This window comes from Buttiauxella sp. (assembly GCF_049686335.1).
In the GTDB taxonomy this organism is placed as follows: Bacteria; Pseudomonadota; Gammaproteobacteria; order Enterobacterales; family Enterobacteriaceae; genus Buttiauxella.
Genome location: NZ_JBAVHX010000009.1, coordinates 257,530 through 276,670, shown reverse-complemented (window position 1 = coordinate 276,670; position 19,141 = coordinate 257,530). Strand labels below are relative to the sequence as shown.

At 52.9% G+C, this 19,141-nt stretch carries 15 protein-coding genes; 6 read left to right on the top strand and 9 right to left on the bottom strand.

Annotated elements, in window-relative coordinates:
• The first annotated feature begins 632 nt into the window (after nucleotides 1-632).
• The 3 genes from nrdA to yfaE all read left to right on the top strand — a co-directional run bounded on the left by nrdA (nucleotide 633) and on the right by yfaE (nucleotide 4,433).
• A complete protein-coding gene (nrdA, locus tag WBL83_RS08295) occupies nucleotides 633-2,918 on the top strand; it encodes a class 1a ribonucleoside-diphosphate reductase subunit alpha (protein WP_424588683.1) in 2,286 nt (761 codons plus the stop codon).
• Nucleotides 2,919-3,044: 126 nt separating this feature from the next.
• Complete coding sequence (gene nrdB / locus WBL83_RS08290) at nucleotides 3,045-4,175, top strand: class Ia ribonucleoside-diphosphate reductase subunit beta (protein WP_424588682.1); 1,131 nt, start codon at nucleotides 3,045-3,047, stop codon at nucleotides 4,173-4,175.
• Between the two features lie 3 nt (nucleotides 4,176-4,178).
• Entirely contained in the window at nucleotides 4,179-4,433 is a 255-nt protein-coding gene (gene yfaE, locus WBL83_RS08285) for a class I ribonucleotide reductase maintenance protein YfaE (RefSeq protein ID WP_424588681.1), read from the top strand.
• Nucleotides 4,434-4,478: 45 nt separating this feature from the next.
• On the opposite strand, the gene glpQ is transcribed toward yfaE, so the two are convergent.
• Nucleotides 4,479-5,540, bottom strand: coding sequence for a glycerophosphodiester phosphodiesterase (glpQ, locus tag WBL83_RS08280; RefSeq protein ID WP_424588680.1), 1,062 nt, complete (start codon nucleotides 5,538-5,540; stop codon nucleotides 4,479-4,481).
• Nucleotides 5,540-6,892: a glycerol-3-phosphate transporter gene (gene glpT / locus WBL83_RS08275; protein ID WP_424588679.1), complete on the bottom strand. Its 1,353-nt coding sequence runs from the start codon at nucleotides 6,890-6,892 to the stop codon at nucleotides 5,540-5,542. Before glpT ends, glpQ begins: the two co-directional genes overlap by 1 nt.
• A gap of 241 nt (nucleotides 6,893-7,133) precedes the next feature.
• Between glpT and glpA the strand changes: the two genes are divergently transcribed.
• From glpA to glpC, 3 genes are read left to right on the top strand one after another with little or no spacing between them, the layout of a single operon-like run.
• On the top strand, nucleotides 7,134-8,753 hold the full coding sequence (gene glpA / locus WBL83_RS08270; protein ID WP_424588678.1) for an anaerobic glycerol-3-phosphate dehydrogenase subunit A: 1,620 nt from the start codon (nucleotides 7,134-7,136) through the stop codon (nucleotides 8,751-8,753).
• Nucleotides 8,750-10,009 (top strand): glycerol-3-phosphate dehydrogenase subunit GlpB, encoded by a 1,260-nt coding sequence (gene glpB, locus WBL83_RS08265; protein WP_424588677.1) that lies wholly within the window; start codon nucleotides 8,750-8,752, stop codon nucleotides 10,007-10,009. Before glpA ends, glpB begins: the two co-directional genes overlap by 4 nt.
• Nucleotides 10,006-11,205, top strand: coding sequence for an anaerobic glycerol-3-phosphate dehydrogenase subunit GlpC (gene glpC / locus WBL83_RS08260; protein ID WP_424588676.1), 1,200 nt, complete (start codon nucleotides 10,006-10,008; stop codon nucleotides 11,203-11,205). The genes glpB and glpC overlap by 4 nt, the downstream gene beginning before the upstream one ends.
• A gap of 156 nt (nucleotides 11,206-11,361) precedes the next feature.
• Here the strand turns inward: glpC and WBL83_RS08255 are convergent, their stop codons facing one another.
• The 7 genes from WBL83_RS08255 to menD all read right to left on the bottom strand — a co-directional run bounded on the left by WBL83_RS08255 (nucleotide 11,362) and on the right by menD (nucleotide 19,088).
• A complete protein-coding gene (locus WBL83_RS08255; RefSeq protein ID WP_424588675.1) occupies nucleotides 11,362-12,561 on the bottom strand; it encodes a nicotinamide mononucleotide deamidase-related protein YfaY in 1,200 nt (399 codons plus the stop codon).
• A 239-nt stretch (nucleotides 12,562-12,800) separates the two neighbouring features.
• The gene (locus tag WBL83_RS08250; protein WP_424588674.1) at nucleotides 12,801-13,343 is read right to left on the bottom strand and encodes a YfaZ family outer membrane protein; all 543 of its coding nucleotides are present in this window, start codon (nucleotides 13,341-13,343) and stop codon (nucleotides 12,801-12,803) included.
• 121 nt (nucleotides 13,344-13,464) lie between these two features.
• Nucleotides 13,465-14,823, bottom strand: coding sequence for an o-succinylbenzoate--CoA ligase (gene menE / locus WBL83_RS08245; protein ID WP_424588673.1), 1,359 nt, complete (start codon nucleotides 14,821-14,823; stop codon nucleotides 13,465-13,467).
• A complete protein-coding gene (menC, locus tag WBL83_RS08240) occupies nucleotides 14,820-15,785 on the bottom strand; it encodes an o-succinylbenzoate synthase (RefSeq protein WP_424588672.1) in 966 nt (321 codons plus the stop codon). The genes menE and menC overlap by 4 nt, the downstream gene beginning before the upstream one ends.
• Nucleotides 15,785-16,642, bottom strand: coding sequence for a 1,4-dihydroxy-2-naphthoyl-CoA synthase (gene menB / locus WBL83_RS08235; protein WP_183271095.1), 858 nt, complete (start codon nucleotides 16,640-16,642; stop codon nucleotides 15,785-15,787). Before menB ends, menC begins: the two co-directional genes overlap by 1 nt.
• Nucleotides 16,639-17,421: a 2-succinyl-6-hydroxy-2,4-cyclohexadiene-1-carboxylate synthase gene (gene menH / locus WBL83_RS08230; protein WP_424588671.1), complete on the bottom strand. Its 783-nt coding sequence runs from the start codon at nucleotides 17,419-17,421 to the stop codon at nucleotides 16,639-16,641. Before menH ends, menB begins: the two co-directional genes overlap by 4 nt.
• Nucleotides 17,418-19,088 (bottom strand): 2-succinyl-5-enolpyruvyl-6-hydroxy-3-cyclohexene-1-carboxylic-acid synthase, encoded by a 1,671-nt coding sequence (gene menD / locus WBL83_RS08225; protein WP_424588670.1) that lies wholly within the window; start codon nucleotides 19,086-19,088, stop codon nucleotides 17,418-17,420. Before menD ends, menH begins: the two co-directional genes overlap by 4 nt.
• Between the last annotated feature and the right edge of the window lie 53 nt (nucleotides 19,089-19,141).

Below are 19,141 nucleotides of genomic sequence, written 5' to 3'. Positions count from 1 at the left end.
AAATGTAATAACTATTAATCTGGACTTTGTATATCCGTTTAAACTTACGCTAATTAATAAGTAAAAATTAATTTATTATTTATTCCCATTCAGAGTTATTACCGCTTAACACATTGACAACGTGAATACATCCACAGGTCGGACACACTGTTTTCACAAATGCAAAACATTGTGCATCATTTTAGCGAAAGCAGGCACATTAGCGCTGACAAGCGAAACGGTTAACAATTCGACACATATGTCAGACGAATCAATCTGACCTACTGATACACGATGACAATCGATTTTTGATAAGCAGAAACTATGGAAATTGTTCGATATCAAACCATGTGTTTATGGATGACGTTTAAGAAATCAGCGCCCGATCAAAAATATCATTTTTTTTGCATCCCATTGACATTTGTCACAAGCCTTACGTGACGTGGACTTAGCGAAATCTGGCCTGTCACAACCTCAAATCGTTCGCGAAATCAATACTTGTTCTCAACCGATTAGTTACTAGAATACTCACCATATAGTGATCAAGTAATCCATAACCCCCTACATATAGTATTTATCCACAAGGTTAGCCACAAGTGGCCAGCTGTGGATAAACGGGGCATTTTTCATTTCACGGACAGGTACAAACTCACATGAATCAGAGTCTGCTGGTTACAAAACGTGACGGTCGCACTGAGCGCATCGATCTGGATAAAATCCACCGAGTTCTGGATTGGGCCGCTGAAGGCCTGAATAACGTATCCGTATCGCAAGTTGAACTGCGTTCGCACATCCAGTTTTATGACGGCATTAAAACCTCTGACATTCATGAAACCATCATCAAAGCTGCGGCAGATTTGATTTCTCGTGAAGCACCTGATTATCAATATCTGGCTGCGCGTCTGGCTGTTTTCCATCTGCGTAAAAAAGCTTACGGTGAGTTCGAGCCACCAAAACTGTACAGCCATGTTGTGAACATGGTTGAGATGGGCAAATACGATAGACATCTGCTGGAAGACTACACGGAAGAAGAGTTCAAGCAGATGGACGATTATCTCGACCACGATCGCGACATGAGCTTCTCTTACGCGGCGGTTAAACAGCTCGAAGGTAAGTACCTGGTTCAAAACCGTGTCACCGGTGAAATCTACGAGAGCGCGCAGTTCCTCTACATTCTGGTGGCGGCGTGCCTGTTCTCCGGTTATCCGCGTGAAACTCGTCTGAGCTACGTGAAGCGTTTTTACGATGCGGTTTCAACCTTCAAAATTTCTCTGCCTACGCCGATTATGTCTGGCGTGCGCACCCCAACTCGTCAGTTCAGCTCTTGCGTACTGATCGAGTGTGGCGACAGCCTGGACTCCATCAACGCCACCTCCAGCGCGATTGTGAAATACGTTTCCCAACGTGCGGGCATCGGCATCAACGCCGGTCGTATTCGTGCGCTGGGTAGCCCAATTCGTGGCGGTGAAGCGTTCCATACCGGTTGTATTCCGTTCTACAAACACTTCCAGACCGCAGTGAAATCCTGCTCTCAGGGCGGTGTGCGTGGCGGTGCTGCTACCTTGTTTTACCCGATGTGGCACCTGGAAGTAGAAAGCCTGCTGGTACTGAAAAACAACCGTGGTGTTGAAGGCAACCGCGTGCGTCACATGGATTACGGCGTACAAATCAACAAACTGATGTACACCCGTTTGTTGAAAGGTGAAGACATCACCCTGTTCAGCCCGTCTGACGTTCCAGGTCTGTACGACGCCTTCTTTGCCGATCAGGAAAAGTTTGAGCAGCTGTACACCCAATACGAAAAAGACAGCAGCATCCGTAAGCAACGCGTAAAAGCGGTTGAACTGTTCTCCCTGATGATGCAGGAACGTGCCTCTACTGGCCGTATCTACATTCAGAACGTTGACCACTGCAACACCCACAGCCCGTTTGATCCGGCTATCGCGCCCGTTCGCCAGTCCAACCTGTGTCTGGAAATTGCGCTGCCGACCAAACCAATGAATGACATCAACGACGAAGACGGTGAAATCGCACTGTGTACGTTGTCTGCATTTAACCTGGGCGCTATCGAGAGCCTGGATGAACTTGAAGAGCTGGCTATTCTGGCGGTACGTGCTTTGGATGCCCTGCTGGATTACCAGGATTACCCAATCATTGCCGCGAAACGCGGTGCGATGGGTCGCCGCACTCTGGGTGTGGGTGTGATTAACTACGCTTACTACCTGGCGAAAAATGGCGTTCGTTACTCCGATGGCAGCGCGAACAACCTGACGCACAAGACCTTCGAAGCCATTCAGTATTACCTGCTGAAAGCCTCGAACGAGCTGGCGAAAGAGCAAGGCCCTTGCCTGTGGTTCAACGAAACCACCTATGCACAAGGCATTCTGCCGATCGACACCTACAAGAAAGACCTGGATGTCATCAGCAACGAGCCGCTGCATCTGGACTGGGAAGCCCTGCGTGAGTCGATTAAAACTCACGGCCTGCGTAACTCAACACTTTCTGCATTGATGCCGTCAGAGACGTCGTCTCAGATTTCCAACGCGACCAATGGTATCGAGCCACCACGCGGCCATATCAGCATCAAAGCGTCGAAAGACGGTATCCTGCGCCAGGTTGTGCCGGATTATGAATTACTGAAAGACAAATATGAGTTGCTGTGGGACCTGCCGAACAACGACGGTTACCTGCAGTTAGTCGGTGTGATGCAGAAATTTATCGACCAGTCGATCTCTGCCAATACCAACTACGACCCGACGCGCTTCCCGTCAGGCAAAGTGCCGATGCAGCAGTTGCTCAAAGATTTGCTCACCGCCTATAAATTCGGTGTCAAAACGCTTTATTATCAGAACACCCGTGACGGCGCGGAAGATTCGCAAGACGACCTGGCACCTTCAATCCAGGACGATGGCTGCGAAAGCGGCGCATGTAAAATCTGATTTTAATCGCCCTCACCCCGCCCCTCTCCCTCAGGAGAGGGGGAAAACCACTCCGTCTTCTAGTCCCTCTCCCTTGATGGAGAGGGTCAGGGTGAGGGGGAAGCGAGAACAACAGGACTCACATTAATGGCATACACCACTTTTTCACAGACGAAAAACGATCAACTCGCTGAACCGATGTTCTTCGGCCAGCCAGTTAACGTTGCACGCTACGACCAGCAAAAATATGACATCTTCGAAAAGCTGATTGAAAAGCAACTTTCCTTCTTCTGGCGCCCGGAAGAGGTGGACGTCTCCCGTGACCGCATCGACTATCAGGCGCTGCCCGATCACGAGAAACACATCTTCATCAGCAACCTGAAATACCAGACGCTGCTGGACTCCATTCAGGGCCGTAGCCCGAACGTTGCCCTGCTGCCGCTGATTTCCATCCCTGAGCTGGAAACCTGGGTTGAGACGTGGGCGTTCTCCGAAACGATTCACTCGCGCTCTTACACTCACATCATCCGTAACATCGTTAACGATCCGGCGATTGTGTTTGACGATATCGTGACGAACCAGGAAATCCTGAAGCGCGCGAAAGATATCTCCGGTTACTACGACCGATTGATTGAAATGACCAGCTACTGGCATTTGCTGGGTGAAGGTACGCACAACGTGAACGGTAAAACCGTGACCGTGAATCTGCGTGCGCTGAAGCGTCAACTCTATTTATGTCTGATGAGCGTCAACGCGCTGGAAGCGATTCGCTTCTATGTCAGCTTCGCCTGTTCCTTCGCTTTCGCTGAGCGCGAACTGATGGAAGGCAACGCGAAAATCATCAAACTGATTGCCCGTGACGAAGCGCTGCATCTGACCGGGACTCAGCACATGCTGAACCTGATGCGTTCTGGTGAAGACGATCCTGAAATGGCTGAAATCGCGCAGGAATGCCGCCAGGAATGTTATGACCTGTTCGTGTTGGCCGCTGAGCAAGAAAAAGAGTGGGCCAGCTATCTGTTCCGCGACGGTTCAATGATCGGCCTGAACAAAGACATTCTGTGCCAGTATGTTGATTACATTACCAATATCCGCATGCAGGCTGTGGGTCTGGATCTGCCATTCAAAACACGTTCCAACCCAATCCCATGGATTAATGCCTGGCTGGTGTCTGACAATGTGCAGGTGGCACCGCAAGAAGTGGAAGTCAGTTCTTACCTGGTGGGTCAGATTGATTCCAATGTCGATGCTGACGACCTGAGCAACTTCCAGCTGTAAGCCATGAGCCGCATTACGCTACGAATCAGCGGCGCACAGCTTCTGTGCCATGAAGAACATCCGTCCCTGCTGGCGACACTGGAATCACACCAGGTCGCCGTGGAATATCAGTGTCGAGAAGGTTATTGCGGCTCCTGCCGTACTCGCTTAATTGCAGGCGAAGTGAAGTGGCTTACCGAACCGCTGGCCTTTATCCAGCCCGGTGAAATACTGCCCTGCTGCTGTCAGGCGCACGGCGATATCGAAATCGAGATGTAAAAAAGGGCCGTTTAACGGCCCTTTTCTTTTGTTTACTGCTTCTGCTTACTGCTGCAAGAATTTCACGCCCTTGTCCGGGAAGTCGGTGAACACCCCGTCCACACCCGCCTTGTTATACAGCACGTCAAACAACTGATCGACGTTACTGACGTAATCAGGCAACGCGTCCGCTCGTACCGTATAAGGGTGCACTGTCAGGTGGTTTACATGCGCCTGGGTAACCATATCGGTTAGCTTAACATTACCTTTGCTGGAGCCTTCCGCCACCAGCATGTGATAGTCAGGCCCGATACCGTCCGCATACTCGGCAATCTGCTTCATGGCTCCTGGTTTGAACATCCAGTCATAGCTGTAGTTGACCCACTTGCCGTCAGCCTGCTTCTCCTGAGTTTCGTTCCAGTCCGTATAAGCAATCAACTGAACCAGCTTAAGATTCATACCCAGCTTCGGCTCAAGCGAGTTTTTAATACGCTTGAGTTCAGCGGCATCAAAGCATTGCAGGTAGACCTTATCCTGCTTGCTGGTGTAGCCGTAACGCTTCAACACCTCAAGCGTTTTCACCGCGATATCCTTTCCTTCCTGATGATGGAACCAGGGGGCTTTTATCTCCGGGTAAATGCCAATATTTTGCCCTGTGGAGTGATTCAACCCCTGAATAAATTCGATCTCCTCTTCAAAGGTATGCACGCGGAAATCAGACTTCCCCATCGGGAAACGACCAGGGAAGGTTTGCACCTGCTTGCCGTCTACCACATCAAAACCTTCGGTAAATTTCAGCGACTTGATTTCGTCGAGGGTAAAATCGATGGCGTAGTAGCGACCGTCTTTACGCGCCCGATTCGGGAAGCGCTGCGCAACGTCGGTGACCCGATCAAGATAGTGGTCATGCAGCACCACTAATCTGTCGTCTTTGGTCATCACCAGATCCTGCTCAAGATAGTCAGCCCCTTGAGCATAGGCCAGGGCTTTGGCAGGTAGAGTGTGCTCCGGCAGATAACCGCTCGCACCGCGATGGGCTATCACCACCTGGTCCGTCGTCTGGGCAAAGGAGCTGGCGGAAGCAAACATTACCGTCCCCACCAGGATAGATTTGGTCAGGATTTTCATTATGCTTTCCCTGTCAGTTTTTTATGGTGTTGTTTGTTCTCACCCACCATCACCACCAGCAGCAAAATCACGGCCATAATGCTGCCGCCGATCATCACCATAAATCCACCGTCCCAACCGAAGAAATCTACGGTGTAACCGACAATCGCGCTTGCGGCGACCGATCCACCCAGATAGCCAAACAGACCGGTGAAGCCCGCTGCGGTGCCTGCGGCTTTTTTCGGTGCCAGTTCCAGCGCATGTAAACCAATCAGCATCACCGGACCATAAATCAGGAAGCCGATCACAATCATGCACGCCATATCCACACCCGGATTTCCTGGCGGGTTTAACCAATAAACCACGGTTGCAATGGTCACCAGAATCATAAAGAACACGCCGGTCGCACCACGGTTGCCCCTGAACACCTTGTCGGACATCCAGCCACACAGCAGCGTGCCAGGTATTCCGGCGTATTCATAAAGGAAGTAGGCCCAGGAGGATTTATCCAGCGCGAAGTGTTTCACTTCTTTCAGATAGGTTGGCGACCAGTCGAGAATGCCGTAACGCAGCAAATAAACAAAAACGTTAGCAATGGCGATATACCACAGCAGACGGTTGGGGAAAACGTACTGCATGAAGATCTGTTTTGCCGTTAGCTCCTCTTCCGTCTTTTCGTTGTAGTCGTCCGGGTAATCATTTTTGTACTCTTCGATTGGCGGCAAACCGCATGATTGCGGCGTATCGCGCATTAATCCAAAAGCAATCAGCGCCACCAGAATCGCCGCGAAAGCGGGCATATAAAGTGCCGCATGCCAGTCGTTAAACCACGCCATCCCGAGTAAGAACAGCAGCGGCGGCAAGCCACCACCGACGTTATGCGCGCAGTTCCAGATGGAAACAATTCCCCCACGCTCTTTTTTAGACCACCAGTGCACCATGGTGCGTCCGCACGGCGGCCATCCCATTCCCTGGAACCAACCGCATAAAAACAGCAGGACAAACATCACTGCGATACTGGATGTCGCCCACGGCACAAAGCCCATAAACAGCATCACGGCGGCGGCAAGAATCAAACCGGCAGGTAAGAAAACACGTGGATTCGAGCGGTCAGAAACCGCCCCCATAATAAATTTCGAGAAGCCGTAGGCAATAGATATACCGGAAAGCGCGAAGCCGAGATCGCCGCGCGAGAAGCCCTGCTCCACCAGATACGGCATCGCCAGAGTAAAGTTTTTACGTACCAGGTAGTAAGCGGCGTAACCGAAGAAAATGCCCATGAATATCTGCCAGCGCAGACGACGATACGTCGGGTCGATGTGCTCACTTTTCAGCCTTGGCTGGTGTGGACTTGGTTTGAAAATGCTCAGCATAAATGCCTCCGTGGCAGGTTTTTTATCAAGCAATGTTCTTTTGCGAGCGCATGTTAAGGATTATCCCGCCAGGTTAGTGTGAAACACACCACAACATATTACATTTTTATTACAAACTATCGAAAGGGTGCATGTCGTCACACTTTATTTTCGTTTTATTTTCGAATTTGCTCGATATCAAACATTTCCATCTCGATCTGTGGCTGAATAGTCCGCATGAGAGTCTTTCCAGGAGAAGAGCATGGCGACGGGACGCAAAGAGTGGGATGTGATTATTATTGGCGGAGGTGCGACGGGTGCAGGAATTGCCCGGGACTGCGCCCGGCGTGGCTTACAGACTCTGCTACTGGAGAGATATGATATCGCCACCGGCGCGACTGGCCGCAATCATGGTCTGCTTCATAGCGGCGCACGTTACGCCATGACAGACAGCGAATCTGCCAGAGAATGTATTGAAGAAAACCGCATCCTAAAACGCATTGCCCGCCATTGCATTGAACGCTCCGACGGCCTGTTTATCACCCTTCCCGAAGATGACCTGTCATTACAATCGACCTTTATTACTGCCTGTCAGAACGCAGGAATTGACGCCGAAAGGCTCGAGCCCAAAGAAGCGCTACGCCTGGAACCTGCTGCAAACCCTGAGCTTATCGGTGCTGTGCGTGTGCCAGATGGCACCGTTGACCCTTTCCGCCTGACTGCCGCCAATATGCTGGACGCCCGTGAACACGGTGCCGAAATTCTGACCGGCCAGGAAGTCACCGGCCTGATTCGTCAGGGTTACAGAGTGTGTGGGGTGCGTGCTTACAACCACCAGACCCGACAACATCACGATTTATACGCAAATGTGGTGGTGAACGCAGCCGGGATCTGGGGGCAGCGCATCGCGGAATATGCGGATTTGAGAGTAAGAATGCTGCCGGCAAAAGGTTCGCTGCTGATCCTCGGCCATCGCATCAATAACATGGTGATCAACCGTTGCCGCAAACCTGCTGACGCCGATATTTTGGTGCCCGGTGATACCATTTCGCTGATTGGTACCACCTCAACATCTATCGACTATGACCAAATCGACAATATGCGCGTCACGCCGCACGAGGTCGATATCCTGATCCGTGAAGGCTCGAAACTGTCACCTAAACTCGCCGCAACCCGCATTCTGCGTGCTTACGCTGGAGTCCGCCCGCTGGTGGCCAGCGACGACGATCCGAACGGGCGCAACGTCAGCCGTGGGATCGTACTGCTGGATCACGCAACGCGCGATGGGATGGAAGGTTTCATCACTATCACAGGCGGCAAACTGATGACCTATCGCCTGATGGCGGAATGGGCGACGAACGCGGTATGCGAAAAACTGGGTAATAGCCAAACCTGCACCACCGCTTCCACGCCACTCCCGGGTTCAGAAAGCTCACCGGAAGAGACGCTACGCAAAGTTATTTCGCTACCGCCAACGATTCGACGTTCCGCGGTGTGGCGACATGGCGATCGTGCCGGGAAACTGCTGGCAGGGGATCGTCTGAATAACAGCCTGGTATGCGAGTGTGAAGCGGTGACAGCGGGTGAAGTTCATTACGCGGTGAACCATCTGTCCGTCAGCAATCTTGGGGATTTACGTCGTCGTACCCGTGTGGGGATGGGCACTTGCCAGGGTGAGTTATGCGCCTGTCGCGCGGCGGGGTTATTACAGCGATTTGGCACCGCGACGCCGGCTCAATCACTTGATCAACTCTCTGTGTTCCTCAACGAACGCTGGAAAGGCATTCGCCCCATCGCCTGGGATGATGCATTGCGCGAGAGCGAATTTACCGCCTGGGTTTATCAGGGATTGTGCGGTTTAAAAAAGGGAACATCACAATGAGATTCGATAGTCTGATTATTGGCGGTGGCTTAGCCGGGCTGGTTTGCGGGATCCGCCTCGCAGAAGAAGGCCTGCGTTGTGCCATCATCAGCCGTGGCCAGAATGCTCTGCATTTTTCATCTGGCTCGCTGGATTTGCTGGCGGAACTCCCGGACGGCAGCCCCGTAACATCGCCTTTAGATGCACTGGAAGCCTTGAAACAACAGGCACCCGGGCATCCATACAGTTTGATGGGAGCGGAAAACGTCCGCCGTTTCGCCGCTCAAAGTGAGGCGCTACTTGCACGCTGTCAGCTCAATCTGCAAGGCAGCTATCAGCAAAACCACCAGCGAATTACTCCACTGGGAACGCAACGTGCCACCTGGCTTAGCCCCGAGGAAATTCCCACCGCCCCACTGAGATGGAAGCGAGTTACCGTCGTGGGCATTGCGGGATTTCTGGATTTCCAGCCGGAGCTGGTCGCCGGTTCTCTGGCGCAAATCAGTATCGAAGTACAAACCGCCGAGTTAACGCTCCCTGCTCTCGACACGTTGCGAAATAACCCCAGCGAATTTCGTGCCGCCAACATTGCCCGGGTTCTGGATATGCCTGAGCAACAACGTTTGCTGATTGAGGAACTCAAAGCGCTGGCGATTAACACTGACGCGCTGTTTTTACCGGCCTGTCTCGGGAGCGAAGACTCGCAGGCCTGGCAGGCTATTAGCCGCCAGTTGCCCTGCCCGCTGCGTTTGTTGCCCACTCTTCCACCATCGGTTCTCGGTAGCAGAATGTCGCAACAATTACGCCGTCGCTTCCAGCAACTTGGCGGGATAATGATGCCGGGCGATGCGGTACTGAGAACGCAAATAGCGCATCGTAAAGTCAGTGCGATTTTTACGCGCAATCATGCCGAAGTCCCGCTGCGGTCAGAAAACGTGATCCTTGCCAGCGGCAGTTTTTTCAGCAACGGCCTGGAAGCGAAATTTAGTGGCATACGGGAACCGATTTTAGGCCTCGATATTCGCGCACCCGAGCGGCGAGAAGCGTGGTGCAAAGAGGACTTTTTCAGCCCGCAACCTTATTTACAGGCCGGCGTCATCGTTGATGAACATTTTCAGCCACGGCTGTTTGGGCAGCGCATCGAAAACCTGTACGCCATTGGTTCGATACTCGCCGGATTCGACCCGATTCAACAAGGTTGCGGCGCGGGCGTTTCAATGACGGGCGCGCTTCATGTCGCCCAGCAGATCATTGATAATCAGGGAGGCCACGCATGAGCCTGCTCGATGAAACCAGTTTTGAAAATTGCATTAAATGCACCGTGTGCACCACCGTTTGTCCGGTAAGCCGGGTCAATCCCGATTATCCCGGCCCTAAGCAATCTGGCCCGGATGGCGAACGCCTGCGTTTGAAAGATGCGGCACTTTACGATGATGCGCTGAAATACTGTACTAACTGCAAACGCTGCGAAGTGGCCTGCCCGTCTGATGTGAAAATTGGCGATATCATCCAGCGCGCAAAAGCCCGCCACGGTAAAAAAGCGTTCAACTTGAGAGATGCAATCCTCAGCCATACCGACTTGATGGGCTCGCTGTCGACCCCGTTTGCCCCGTTGGTCAATACTGCGACATCACTCAAGCCGGTGAGAAACTTGCTCGATAAAACCCTCGGCATCGACAGCCATCGTGAATTACCTAAATATTCCTCCGGCACATTTCGAGGCTGGTATCGCAAGAATGCCGGGTCGCAAAAAGCGTTTACTGAGCAAGTCGCTTTTTTCCATGGCTGTTATGTCAATTACAACCACTCCCAGCTTGGCAAGGATTTAGTGCGCGTGATGAATGCTATGGGCTTTGGCGTGCAATTGCTGGAGCGAGAAAAATGCTGTGGCGTGCCGTTGATTGCGAATGGTTTTATTGATAAAGCCAAAAAACAGGCGGCCATTAACGCGGCGTCTTTAAGTAAAGCGGTTCTGGAACAAGGGTTGCCGGTAATCGCCACCTCATCCACCTGCACATTTACTTTGCGCGACGAATATCCACATGTTCTGGACGTCGACACTCGCCCCATGCGCGACCATATCGAACTGGCGACACGGTTTATCTGGAAGCAACTGGAAGATGGACGCGAGTTAAAAATGAAAGCGTTACCGCTACGCATTGCTTATCACACACCGTGCCATATGGAGAAAATGGGCTGGTCGCTGTACACGCTCGATCTGCTGCGCCGCTTGCCGGGAGTGGAACTGGTGATGCTCGAATCCCAGTGCTGCGGGATTGCCGGAACCTATGGATTTAAAAAGGAAAACTACCCAACATCGCAACGTATCGGTGCGCCGTTATTTCAGCAAATTGAAGAAAGTGGAGTCGATTTAGTGGTGACAGATTGTGAGACGTGCAAATGGCAGATTGAGATGTCCACCAGTAAAAAATGCGAGCACCCGATTACGCTGTTAGCCCGGGCACTCGCTTAAAACAGCCTTAATACTTTTGCCTATAAAGCGTTAGCCTGAAGTATGAAGGGTAATATACCCTAAATAATTCGAGTTAAATCGCGGCGGCAAGAGAACGCGTCCCTATGAGCTTACATAAGTAAGTGATTAGGGCGCGTGAACGTAGCCAACAAAGAGTTAACTTGAAGTATGACGGGTAACAACATTAACCCAGCCATGCTCGGCGGCAACATCCCAAGCGTTAAGCCAGCGGCGTAGCATGTTTAATGCCATCATTGCGCAGACTTCCTGACGGGTGCGCAATGCGTGGCGAGTGACGCTGAACTTTACCTGCAACGCGTAAGTGCCGTCTGGTGTGTGGAGGGCGAAGTTAAGACTTTCGTCTTCCAGGCTTCCTACCACCAACGCGAGGGTACTTCCTACTTGCAGCGCGAAGCTTTTGGCGCGCTCCGCCACTTGCACCAGCGTTTCAGGGCGCGCTGAAAGCACTTCGCTGTTGCCCAACGGCGCATCCGCACTCGAAAGTTGCAGACACAATAATCCGGCGGTGAATTGCTCACTGACCGCGATATTCAGCGACTGTGCTCTCAGGCGTTCTGCAAGTTGTGCCGGCAGCCCTGTGGTTCCTTCAAAAATCGCGCTTTCACCTGCCACACGTTGCACTTGCGGCCAGACCGCTTCCATCGCCTGACGCTGGCTTGCCGGCCCGGTGAGTTTCAGCTCGATAATTGGCATGGATGAGCGATAGCCCATCACAGCGCCTTCCGGTAACGGGATGGGTTCAAGGCTCTGGGCGAGTTCGCTTTCGGAACGTCCGAACGTGGTCAATCGCAGGCACACCGGCGGTTCTGGCAACTCAAAACGCTCACGCAAACGCGGCATGATTTGTTGGTCGACCATCACCTTAAATTCAGAAGGGACGCCCGGAGTGAAAAACATCAGGCAGCGATTAAGTTGCAGAGCAAAGCCACAGGCGGTGCCCACAGGGTTATCGACCATTTCACTGGTCGCAGGAATCAACGCTTGCTTACGGTTGCTCGGGGCCATTTCACGCCCGCGCTCGGCAAAGAATCGCTCCATATGCTCGAGCCATTCCTGATGCATGATAAGCTCCACGCCTGCGGCAGTCGCGGCGGCAAGAGCGCTAAGATCATCGCTGGTTGGCCCCAGGCCACCATTCACAATCAGAATATCTGCCTGCTCGCTGCGCTCTTTGAGCACCGCGATTAAATCTTCAAGACTGTCGCCCACCGTATTACGGCGCGACATCGGTAAACCCTGGTTAAAAAAGTAATCCGCGAGCCAGGCTGCATTGGTATCAATAATTTGACCGTGCAGCACTTCGTCGCCGGTAGACAGCATTTCCACTTTTATCATCGTTTTACTCCGCGGGAAGGGAACGATTCACTATAACTCAAGCGTGATGGAAATGGATTGGCAGAAATAAAGAGGCCGCATTGCTGCGGCCTAAGTTGTGTATCAAAAACAATGATCCTCAAAGGATTTCATGTTGCAGGAAGGCGGCAAGTGAACGAATCCCGATGAGCTTAGTCAACTAAGTGATTCGGGTGAGTGAACGCAGCCAACGCCCCTGCAGCATGAAAGACGAAGAGGATTTAGAAGCTGGCGCTTACGCCCACGTACGGCCCATCAGCAATCGAATTATCACGCTGACCATCTTTGTTCTCCAGGCCGATATAACGATAACCTGCTTCAACAGTAATTGGGCGGATGATCGTCCAGCGTGCGCCAGCGCTCGCTTCCTGGTAATTTTTTACGCCGCTTGAGAGGGAATCTGGAGAGTAGTAGTAGTCACCAAACACGGAGAAGCTGTCGAAAATTGTCCAGCTCAAACCACCACCGACGGCCAGCGCATAACCTTCATCGCCATCTTTCGGGTTCAGGTAAACCGCACGGCCACCGACGGTACCCATGAACGGGCCTAATGGCAGATTCAGACCTAAACCCAGGCCCGCAGTATCGCCATCGTCATCGTTATGCGCGTAGTTGCCGTTCATTGTCAGGCCAGCAGAATCCTGACCAAAGCCAACCGCGACGTTGGTGTATTTTTCACCCGCCTGGCCACTGATACTAATTGCACTTGCAGATGCAGAAATCAGTGCCAAACCGGCAGCGCCAACCATTAATAATTTGTTCATGCTTTCAATCCTAAGCAAAAAAGGGATGTCCCTGAAAAGAGGCCGATTTTACAGCCACAGGATATCTAAGCAACGTGTTGGCAACGCTTTTCGTCGTTCGTTTGTAAGAAAATAATAAAAATCAGAAATACCTTTTCACCCATGCGCTCAATTGCACACGCGAAATCTTAATTCCGCCTTGTTTAATTTCGTCCGGTAACCGTAACCAGCGCACCGGTTGCTGAAAACGCGCCACTTTACCTTGCAGCCATTGCGCCAGCAGCGATAAATCAACATCATCATCGGCGTCCACCACCGCAACCGGGCGCTGGCCAAATTCGGCGTCATCCATCGGCACCACAAATACCTGTTTCACGGCCGGATGCTGCACAATAACGCTCTCAACTTCTTCAGGCTGTATCCCTTCCCCGCCGCTGAAAAACAGATTGTCGAGGCGGCCAATAATCGTCAGGCGATGCTCGTTCAAAATGCCACGATCGCGAGTGGCAAACCAGCCCTGAGCATTCACTAATGGCTGGACTGCACCCGCTTTCCAGTAACCAGAAGCGAGGCTGCTGGCGCGGATCCACACCTCTTCATCAACGATTTTCACCTCACGTCCCGGCAACGCCTCGCCCACATCGGGAAGCCCATCAGCACGTTTAGCGCATACCGTCGACGCAAGCTCCGTCATGCCATAACCGCACCAGCAATTGATGCCTTTAGCGAGCGCGGCTTGTGTGAGTTCAACGGGGATCGCGGCACCGCCTAACAGCACTTCGCGCAAATCACGCGGCGGTGATTGCTCCAACAGGCGCCACAGTTGCGTCGGCACAAGCGATGCGTGAGAGCAGCCTTGCAGCGCCTCGCTCAAGGGATGTAAATCCCGCACTACCATGCAACCCCCCTTCAGTAACCAGCGCCACAAAATGCCCTGGCCTGAAACGTGGAACAGCGGCAGTGACAGCAACCAACTGTCGTGCGAACTATAATCCATCACCGCTAGCACACCGGCCGCACTGGCAAGATGGGCATCAGCAGTATGAACAGCCGCTTTCGGTAGACCGGTTGAGCCAGAGGTTAACGTCATTGACGCATAACGTGACGGCTGCCATTCAACCTGAAAGCGAGCGCCTTCATTCATCGTTAACGGGTTAATGTTGGCAACGCAAAGCGACGAGCTAAAAGCCAGCGCGTGGCTAATCGTCAAATCAGGGAGGAGTTGTACTAACAGCGACTCGGGTAATTGCGGATTGAGCGGCAAAACACGCGCACCACATTGCAGCAGCGCGAGGAACGATAAAACCATTTCCGGGCAATTTTTGGCGCGCAGTGCGACGCCTTGCCCATCTCGTACACCTTGCTGCTGGAAACCATCCGCCAGCGCATCAACGCGCTGACACAATTCCCGCCAGTTTAGGGTTTCATTGCCTAAGGTTAACGCGGCATCACTGCCGCGAAGTTGTGCCCAATGTTGCCAGGGGAAATCCAGGAAAGTCATAACACTCGCTCTAAGGTATCAAGCCGCCAGCAGGGTAATGGGCTGTCTGGCCATTCGCGCACCAGTTGTGCCTGCATCAACGACAAGGTATCCAGCCCCGGGAGCGTTTGTGGCGTTAACCACGCGGCAATCCTCGCCAGTTGTGTCAAACCGAGGCTTGATTCAATAGAGGAACTGATAACTGCTGTCAATCCCAGCGCATGCGCCTGTTCAACCTGCTGGCGGACTTTTGCCAGACTGCCCGTCAGCGTTGGCTTGATAATCAGCGCCGTCACGCCGGGTTCAGCAACAAACTCAAAATCAGGCTCACGCAGACTTTCATCCCACGCAATGGCGATACCCGTTTCGCGGGCAAATTCGCGTGACTGCTCGCGGGTTTTACATGGCTCTTCGATAAACGCGATACGCGGGCGGTAATCTGGATTGACGTATCTGGCGAACTGCTGGGCTTTAAGCGGCGTCCAGCCACGGTTTGCATCGAGACGCAAACGTAAATCGGGGATGGCTTCGAGCAATAAATTGACCACCATTCCGTCACGCACGGCTTCGTATAACCCGACTTTAACCTTGGCGATTTTCTCACCAGGGATGGCTTCGAGCATGGCAAACAACTCGTCCGGGTCTCCGGTACACAACGGTGCAGCGCGGTATTCCGCCGCTTGTGGTAATTCACCGCTGATTTCTGCCAGCGCGCAACTCAGGCCAAATGCCACCGAGGGCATTTCTGGTAATTCACAGTCGTCGCCCGCCTGCCAGACTGGCAACCAGCGCAGCGCTACGGTCTGGGCTTCATCGACAGTTTCAGCACTAAAACCCGGCAATGGCGAGATTTCGCCAAAGCCTTGTTTGTCGCCATCGGTCAGACGCACCAGCAACCCGTCGCGGGTTTTCAGGCGCCTGTCGCGTAGTACCACTCCCGTATCCATCGGCACCTGAAAGCGCCAGAGTTCGACCTGACGCATTACGGATTCCGTTTAAATTTGCTGAAGTCCGGCTGACGTTTTTGGTTGAACGCGTTGCGGCCTTCCTGACCTTCTTCGGTCATGTAGAACAACATGGTGGCGTTACCCGCCAGTTCTTGCAGACCCGCCTGACCATCGCAGTCAGCATTCAGCGCCGCTTTCAGGCAACGCAGCGCCATTGGGCTGTTCTGTAGCATTTCACGACACCAACGCACGGTCTCTTTTTCCAGATCGGCATTCGGCACCACGGTGTTAACCAGGCCCATATCCAGTGCTTCTTTCGCATCGTACTGACGGCACAGGAACCAGATTTCACGCGCTTTTTTCTGGCCGACAATACGCGCCATGTAAGATGCGCCCCAACCGCCGTCGAATGAACCCACTTTCGGCCCGGTCTGGCCGAAGACGGCATTTTCCGCTGCAATCGTCAGATCGCACATCATATGCAAAACGTGGCCGCCACCGATGGAGAAACCAGCCACCATCGCAACAACAGGTTTTGGACAGGTACGGATCTGGCGCTGGAAATCGAGCACGTTCAGGTGATGCGTCCCGCTTGCGTCCTGGTAACCGCCGTAATCACCACGTACTTTTTGGTCGCCGCCTGCGCAGAAGGCTTTTTCACCTTCGCCAGTCAGGATGATGGTGCCGATATTGTCGTCATAACGGGCATCAGCCAGCGCGTTGATCATCTCTTTGACGGTCAACGGGCGGAATGCGTTGCGCACTTCAGGGCGGTTGATGGTGATTTTAGCGATGCCATCGGCAGACTTGTGATAACGGATATCAGTGTAACCTTCCGAGCAATCCTGCCATTCAATTGGGGCATAGAGCATTTGTTCATCTGGGTAAATCATGGTGTATCCTCGCCAGGTTTTCGTAATAAGTTGAGCAGGCAAGCGCTGAAAGCCACGGGATTTTCCCGATGCGCATTGTGGCCTGCGGCAGTAATAAGATGCGGTGTCAGTGCCAGGCTGTTCGCCACGGCGCGAAATTTTTCGTCCCACTCACCGCAAATATAGAAAAAAGGCTGGGGCATGTGCACAAGGGCCGTGCGTAAATCAGGCTGATTGCCAAGGGATGTCGCTTCAAGCATAGCCGCAAGGCTTGCGGCATTATTCTGGCAACGTAAGGCGATAAGTGCCGCGCGTTGCGAATCGTTTAGCGACTTAAATACCGGTTGCTGATACCAGTCATTGAGCACATCTTTTAGCGCCTCAGTGCGTAAACGTTGCGCCCAAAGCTTGTCACTGGCCTGTCTTTCTCGACGGGTGTTTTCATCCGCAAGGCCTGGATGGCTACCTTCGATCACTAAGCCGCATAAACCGGAATTCTCCCCCTGACAAGCATGGACCATCGCCACACGACCGCCAAGGGAATAGCCGATCAGCCAGTATTTTAGGATGTTGTAACTAACAAGGGTTTTTCGCAGTAGCTGGTCGACCTGGTGAAAGTCGCTCGCGGTAATCTCAGCAGAATTCCCGTGACCGGGTAAATCGATACGCAGTTGCGGCCAGTCGAGAAATTGCTCGCTCACCGCTTCCCACTCACGCTGGCAACCTAAGAAACCATGCAGCCAGACCAGACACGGTAAACGGGCATCGCGCCCTTCACGATAAACCGCATGCAGGATCATGCCTGGCTGACCTGCGCCAGTAAATTCTGCAAGGTTTGTGCGCCGTCAGTTTCAGCCACGGTCGCCTCGATGATAGTGGTTTGCGGGCGCGACCAGGCGCTGTTAACCGCATTCTGCAATTCATCCCAGCTTGTCGGGTTGTGATAACTAAGGTTAAACATCGCCGCCGCGTGGGCAAAATTGACGTTCTGCGGCATGCAATAAAAGCGTTCGCGCTCCGCCGCAGGCGTTGGCAATAACGAGAAAATTTGCCCGCCATTATTATTTACGATCAGCAAAACAAACGGCGCGGAAACCTGGCGTAGTAACGCCAGCGAATTGAGATCGTATAATGCGGAAAGATCACCCACGATCGTCAGTGTGGAGCGCGCGGTGGCACGTTGTACACCCGCCGCAGTCGACAGTAATCCGTCTATACCGCTTGCGCCACGATTGCTGTAGACCGGATAACCCGCAGGCAGTTGGGCAAAAGAGTCCACCAGCCGAACTACCAGACTGTTGCCGACAAACAGCTGCCCGCCATCCGGCAACAATTCAGGTAATCGAGCGGCGATTTGTGCCTCACCAAATTCAGTGGTGCCCTTCTTCACCACCTGTTGGGCAATTTTTGCCAGCGTGGTTAACTTCTCATCCCATGCAATGCGTTTTTCTGCTGGATGAAGTTCCAGCCATTGAGTGATGTCACAGGATAAACGGCGACCACGATGATTCGCCGGGTCAAGCCGGTTTGGCAGGTTATCCACCAGCCAGTACTCTTCCGGCTCGCAGGTTGCCTGCCATTGCAGGACGCGTTTTCCGGTCAGGCTGCTGCCAAACTGAATAATAATTTGCGCTTCGGCAAGTTCGGTGACGGCCTGGCTGTTGCTCAACCACAAATCCGCACCGGGCAGCGGCTGCCCGGTTTGCGATAAAACATCGCCAATCAGCGGCCAGCCTAATGTTTTCGCCCAGGCGGCAACCTGTTTCCCCTCATCGGCATTCAAACGTCCGGCAACCACTACGCCGCGTTTTTGCCGCCAGAAGAACCAGTCGCGCTGTTTTATGACTTCCTGGGCACAGCCCATTCGCAGCCAGGGTTTATCACTTTTCCACCAGTCCCCCAGCGCCTGTTGCCAGCTCATGCCGGTTTCATCCGGCTCGCCGTATAGCGGCTCAGCAAAGGGGCAATTGATGTGAACCGCGCCACCCATTAGTTGACCAAGCGCGTTATCAATGGTCGAAACCAGCCAGCGCGCAGGTATATCCTGGGTCGGGCGCGGTAAGTTAATCGACTCAGTCGGATGGGAGCTGAAAATGCCAGGCTGGCGAATTGCCTGATTGGCACCGCAATCGATAAGCTCAGGTGGACGATCGGCGGTTAATACCACCAGCTTTTCGCCCGTCAAACCCGCTTCAATAATCGCGGGATAGAGATTGGCGACGGCAGTTCCGGAGGTGACGATGATGGCAACCGGAGCCTGGCTGGCTTTAGCCAGGCCAAGTGCCAGATGGCCAAGGCCACGTTCGTCAAAGTGCGTATGACAGATGAAAGCCCGATTTTCGGCCGCACCAAGGGTAAGCGGAGTAGAACGCGAACCAGGCGCCACGCACACATGGCGGACACCGTGACGGGTTAGCGCTTCAAGAATTACCGTAGCCCAACGGCGGTTAAATGAGCTTATCGACATTTTTAAGTCCTGAGTCAATTTTGCTGACTCATTATAATTATTGCTGGAACGAT

Excerpts from the sequence above, each read along its gene's own strand:
- menE (WP_424588673.1), bottom strand. The coding sequence starts at position 14,823 with ATGACTTTCCTGGATTTCCCCTGGCAACATTGGGCACAACTTCGCGGC.
- WBL83_RS08255 (WP_424588675.1), bottom strand. The coding sequence starts at position 12,561 with ATGATAAAAGTGGAAATGCTGTCTACCGGCGACGAAGTGCTGCACGGT.
- menH (WP_424588671.1), bottom strand. The coding sequence starts at position 17,421 with ATGATCCTGCATGCGGTTTATCGTGAAGGGCGCGATGCCCGTTTACCG.
- glpQ (WP_424588680.1), bottom strand. The coding sequence starts at position 5,540 with ATGAAAATCCTGACCAAATCTATCCTGGTGGGGACGGTAATGTTTGCT.
- nrdB (WP_424588682.1), top strand. The coding sequence starts at position 3,045 with ATGGCATACACCACTTTTTCACAGACGAAAAACGATCAACTCGCTGAA.
- glpA (WP_424588678.1), top strand. The coding sequence starts at position 7,134 with ATGGCGACGGGACGCAAAGAGTGGGATGTGATTATTATTGGCGGAGGT.
- nrdA (WP_424588683.1), top strand. The coding sequence starts at position 633 with ATGAATCAGAGTCTGCTGGTTACAAAACGTGACGGTCGCACTGAGCGC.
- menC (WP_424588672.1), bottom strand. The coding sequence starts at position 15,785 with ATGCGTCAGGTCGAACTCTGGCGCTTTCAGGTGCCGATGGATACGGGA.
- glpB (WP_424588677.1), top strand. The coding sequence starts at position 8,750 with ATGAGATTCGATAGTCTGATTATTGGCGGTGGCTTAGCCGGGCTGGTT.
- glpT (WP_424588679.1), bottom strand. The coding sequence starts at position 6,892 with ATGCTGAGCATTTTCAAACCAAGTCCACACCAGCCAAGGCTGAAAAGT.
- yfaE (WP_424588681.1), top strand. The coding sequence starts at position 4,179 with ATGAGCCGCATTACGCTACGAATCAGCGGCGCACAGCTTCTGTGCCAT.
- WBL83_RS08250 (WP_424588674.1), bottom strand. The coding sequence starts at position 13,343 with ATGAACAAATTATTAATGGTTGGCGCTGCCGGTTTGGCACTGATTTCT.
- menD (WP_424588670.1), bottom strand. The coding sequence starts at position 19,088 with ATGTCGATAAGCTCATTTAACCGCCGTTGGGCTACGGTAATTCTTGAA.
- menB (WP_183271095.1), bottom strand. The coding sequence starts at position 16,642 with ATGATTTACCCAGATGAACAAATGCTCTATGCCCCAATTGAATGGCAG.
- glpC (WP_424588676.1), top strand. The coding sequence starts at position 10,006 with ATGAGCCTGCTCGATGAAACCAGTTTTGAAAATTGCATTAAATGCACC.